Source organism: Gemmatimonadota bacterium (assembly GCA_022560615.1).
Taxonomy (GTDB): Bacteria; Gemmatimonadota; Gemmatimonadetes; order Longimicrobiales; family Gaopeijiaceae; genus UBA1138.
In genome coordinates, this window is the sequence record JADFSR010000092.1 from 1 (window position 1) to 4,047 (window position 4,047).

Annotated in this window: 5 protein-coding genes; 1 reads left to right on the top strand and 4 read right to left on the bottom strand. The window is 65.4% G+C overall.

All coding sequences use genetic code 11. The features are described 5' to 3' along the window. Positions 1-255 precede the first annotated feature (255 nt). Together IIB36_20320 and IIB36_20325 are read right to left on the bottom strand one after the other, a co-directional pair. On the bottom strand, positions 256-1,446 hold the full coding sequence (locus IIB36_20320; GenBank protein MCH7534085.1) for an NAD(P)-binding domain-containing protein: 1,191 nt from the start codon (positions 1,444-1,446) through the stop codon (positions 256-258). A gap of 81 nt (positions 1,447-1,527) precedes the next feature. Continuing rightward, positions 1,528-2,088, bottom strand: coding sequence for an OsmC family protein (locus tag IIB36_20325; protein ID MCH7534086.1), 561 nt, complete (start codon positions 2,086-2,088; stop codon positions 1,528-1,530). Positions 2,089-2,254: 166 nt separating this feature from the next. Here IIB36_20325 and IIB36_20330 point away from each other — a divergent pair, with 166 nt between their 5' ends. Further along, positions 2,255-3,424 carry an FAD-dependent monooxygenase gene (locus tag IIB36_20330; GenBank protein ID MCH7534087.1) on the top strand — a complete coding sequence of 390 codons (1,170 nt, stop codon included), beginning with the start codon at positions 2,255-2,257 and terminating at the stop codon, positions 3,422-3,424. Here IIB36_20330 and IIB36_20335 read toward each other — a convergent pair. Together IIB36_20335 and IIB36_20340 are read right to left on the bottom strand one after the other, a co-directional pair. Then, positions 3,401-3,754 carry a hypothetical protein gene (locus tag IIB36_20335; GenBank protein ID MCH7534088.1) on the bottom strand — a complete coding sequence of 118 codons (354 nt, stop codon included), beginning with the start codon at positions 3,752-3,754 and terminating at the stop codon, positions 3,401-3,403. The genes IIB36_20330 and IIB36_20335 overlap by 24 nt on opposite strands. After that, positions 3,703-4,047 (bottom strand): hypothetical protein (locus IIB36_20340; GenBank protein MCH7534089.1); only part of this gene is annotated, 345 nt, incomplete at its 5' end. The genes IIB36_20335 and IIB36_20340, both read right to left, overlap by 52 nt.

The window sequence follows — 4,047 nt, forward strand, 5'->3', positions numbered from 1 at the left end:
AAAAAAGTGTTGGGAGGCGCCGCGGGTGGCCCGTCTTTATGCAGGCCCTGGAACGGCAGCCTGGCCACACGCTTTCGATCGACCTTATATCCGAAGACTTCGACAGCTACCTGCGCGTGGTCGGGCCGGGGCTGAGCGAGGCTCTGACGGACGACGACGGCTGTAACGAGCTGAACTCGCGCCTCGAGGTCCCCTTTCCGCAAGACGGCGTGTACCATGTGATCGTTTCGTCGCTCAGCGGAGCAACGGGGACGTTCACGTTGCGAGTACGTCGAGATACGACGCCAGGTGGGCGCTCAAGTCACGGGCATCATCACGCGCGCCGTCGATGAGACTCGACTTTCGGCGTCTGAGGAAGGGAATGCCCATCAGGTACATGCCGGGAGCCTCGACGACACCGCCATCGTGCCGGATGCGGCCCTTGCGGTCGAAGACCGGGACGTCCAGCCACGAATAGTCGGGGCGGAATCCGGTTGCCCACAGGATGGTCTTGATCTCACCGTTGCCGAGGTCCATGAAAAGCGGTGGCGACGCCTCGACCCTGGTGGGTTCGAATCGATGCGGGGGATCGACGTCGTGGTCTAGCGCGTTCTCGCTCACCCACTCGTCGATCCTGTCGAGCAATCTGTTCATCTTCAAGTCGGAAAGTGCGGCCTGGTTTCGCAGTGATCCCGAGAACTGCCCCTTGCCGTTGTTGATGCCGGCGAGCCGACCGATGAGCTTCACGCCGACGTCGGTCAGCGAGTTGAGATCGACGGTCCGACGATCGTCTGAGCCCGCCAGTTGTAACGAAGGCACAGTGCGCGCCCGGTCGAGGTTGTCCGCCTCTTCGTAGTGATCGTCGAGCACTCCGGCGGCGTCCATCCACCACTTGATGTCCTTGCCCCGATAGATCCGGGGCACACGGATGTGCTCGCCCACCGCGACGGTTACAGGCCGGCCCGAGCCGTGGATTTCCGCGGCGATCTGGGTGCCCGTGGCCGAGGCGCCGACGACGAGCACTCCACCCTCCTCGAGCTGGTCCGGGTTGCGGTACTCCATCGGGGTCAGCGTGGCGATCGAGGGTGGGACCACCTCCGACACCGCCGGGATCTGAGGCCTGTTGCACGCTCCGCTGGCCAGAACCACGGTCCGGCATCGCCAGTCGCCTCGGGTGGTTGCGATCTCGTAGCCGCCGTCGACGCTCCGTACCGAAGTCACCTCCGTCTCGGTCTGAACCGGGGCACAAATCACGTCGGCATACCGCTCGATGAACTCGATCGTCTCAGGCATCGTGCGGAAGCCGTCTGGGTCGTCACCCTCGTACCCGTACCCGGGTAGCCGGCTCTGCCAGTTCGGCGTGAGTAGCCGCAGCGAGTCCCACCGCTCCGTCTTCCACGAATTCGCCACCTGGCCGCGCTCGAGGACCGTATGGTCGATCGAGCGGTCGGCCAGGCAGCGGCTCATCGCCAGCCCCGCGTGGCCGGCCCCAATTATGACTGTGGTGGCGCCCACGGGACCCGTCACCTCGAATCCCGATCTACCGCTTCAGTTGACTTCGACCGTCACGTTCGTCGGGTTCGTGATGAGGTCGTAGACGGCAGAACGCTTTTGCGACTGGGCAACGATCGCCTCGATCTCTTCTTGTGTCGCGTCGGCATCGATGTCGTACTTCACCGTGATGCCATCGAAGCCGGGCCGCACGTCGCTGTCCATCCCGAGGATGCCCTGGATGTCCATCCCACCCGTGATCGTTGCGGTTACCGAGCGCAGCTGGATCTCGCGAAGCTGGGCGACGGACGCGATGCCAGCGGTAAGGCAGCTGGCCAGGCCGGCGAGCACGATCTCGACTGGCGTGGCGCCGCGGTCTTCGGACGCGAAGACCTCGGGATGATCAGCATCGAAGGTGAACTCGGTCTTGTGGAGCTGCTCCTCGCCGAGCCCGAAGAATCCTTCGACCGTGGACCGACTGTAGGTGCCGTTCACCCATTTGCACGTGGCGCGCCACTCGAACTTGGCGGCTTCCGGGGTCTCGGTCAGCGCTGTACGTGCCTCGAGCAACGCTTCGACGTTCACGCCGTTGTCGACGGGCTTGTCAGTGGTGGCCATCGCGTGCTCCTTGCGGTCTCTTGCGGAAGGGTAAGGATCGGCGCCCTCGAAGATCGGTTCGCCGAACTACCATTATGAACTTGGAAGGCGTCCGGGCAAGCCCCGAGGTGAGGCGAGTGGCCGCAAAGGAACTCTGCTTGTTGCCCACGCAGGCCAGGCTCATCTTCTGAGCATGTCCTCTCCGATCCAGCGAACCCAATACGACGTCGTGATCGCCGGCGCTCGTTGCGCTGGCGCGTCCACTGCGATGCTCCTAGCCCGTCAGGGATTGCGAGTGCTCGTGGTCGACCCTGGGCGCCGCGGGAGTGACACGTTGTCGACCCACGCGCTCATGCGGGGCGGGGTCCTCCAGTTGCACCGCTGGGGGCTGCTGGACGCCATCCGCTCGGCCGGGACGCCCGCAATCCGGAAGACCACCTTCCACTACGGCGACGAGACCATCGAAGTCCCCATCAAGCCGCGGGACGGTATCGACGCACTGTACGCTCCACGTCGGACTGTCCTCGACCTGGTGCTCGTCGACGCCGCACTGGCCGCTGGTGCCGAGGTCGTGCACCGTCAGTCCGTGGTCGACCTCCTTCGGGGCCCGGGGGGTCGGGTCTGTGGAGCGAAGATTGCCAGGGCGGACGGCCACGTGGTCGACGTGGCTGCCGACCTCGTCGTCGGAGCCGATGGAGTGCGATCCCGCGTCGCACGGATTCTGGAGGCTGAACTCGACTACGAAGTCCCCGAAACGACGGCCTCCATCTACGGCTACTGGAGAGATCTGGGTCTCGAGGGATACCATTGGTTCTACGAGCTCGGGGCGAGCGTGGGAGCCATCCCGACGAATGACGGCGAGACGTGTGTCTTCGCTTCGCTCCCTCCGGGACGCTTCGAGAACGGCCGACGTGATGGGCTCGAGGGGCTGTACCGCGATGTGTTGGGCGAGGTCTCAGTGGAGCTCGCGGGCAGGGTCACCGAGAGCGACGGTCCCGGGAAGCTGAAGGCCTACGCCGGCACCGCCGGCTTCCTCAGACGCGCCGCCGGAGCTGGCTGGGCTCTGGTCGGGGACGCCGGCTATTTCCGTGATCCCATTACCGCGCATGGGATCACCGATGCCCTTCGTGACGCGGAACTACTGGCTCGGGCCGTGGTCGACGGGAGTGACGGTGCCCTGACTAGCTATCAGGAGGCGCGCGACGAGCTCGTGAAGGGGCTGCTCGACGTCACGGGCCGGATCGCCTCGTTCGATTGGGATCTGGACGAGGCCAAAGAGCTTCATCTCACCCTGAGTCGCGAGATGAACACCGAGGTCGACCTGTTGCGGACGCTAGACGGAGCCCTTGTCCGCTAGAAGAACCGGCTCAGCCGGAAGGTCATGAAGTCGTCTCGCCGGGTCCAGGTCCACGATCGGCCCGCCCAGGATGGAAGTACCCTGGACGTCGTTGAACGCCCAGCGAAACCCCACAAACACGTCGTTGTCGAACGCCGTGAACGGCGCGTCGTCACTCCGCCCGTCCAGCATGATCTCGGCCAGAAGCCCGAGGTCGGCTGGCCCCGGCCCCACCGAAAAGAGTGTGTGCTCCACGCCTAAGACGCCCGCCGCGAACCGGTCGCCGTGCCCGCCGCGCATCATCGCCTCGAGCTTCCACAGGGTGGCGCCACGCGTGTACTGAGCGTCCACGCTGAACTGATCGATGATCGTGTAGTACGGCTGCAGCGCGAGGCCGTGCTCGGCGTCGACGCGAGGCCGTGCTCGGCGTCGATGGGAAGCAGGTAGGGCTCGCGGCTGGTGCCGTAGAAGCCCGCTACGCCCAGATCCATGTCGCCCAGGGCGTGTGACCAGCGGACGGCGAAGTCCGTGTGCCAGCGTCCGGCGTCGGACTCGTATGCGGCATCGTCGAGCACGGGTGCCAGCCCGCGCAGCCGGCCCTCGCTCGCCGGGTACGTGCGCTCCCGGAAGGAGGGCAACACGTA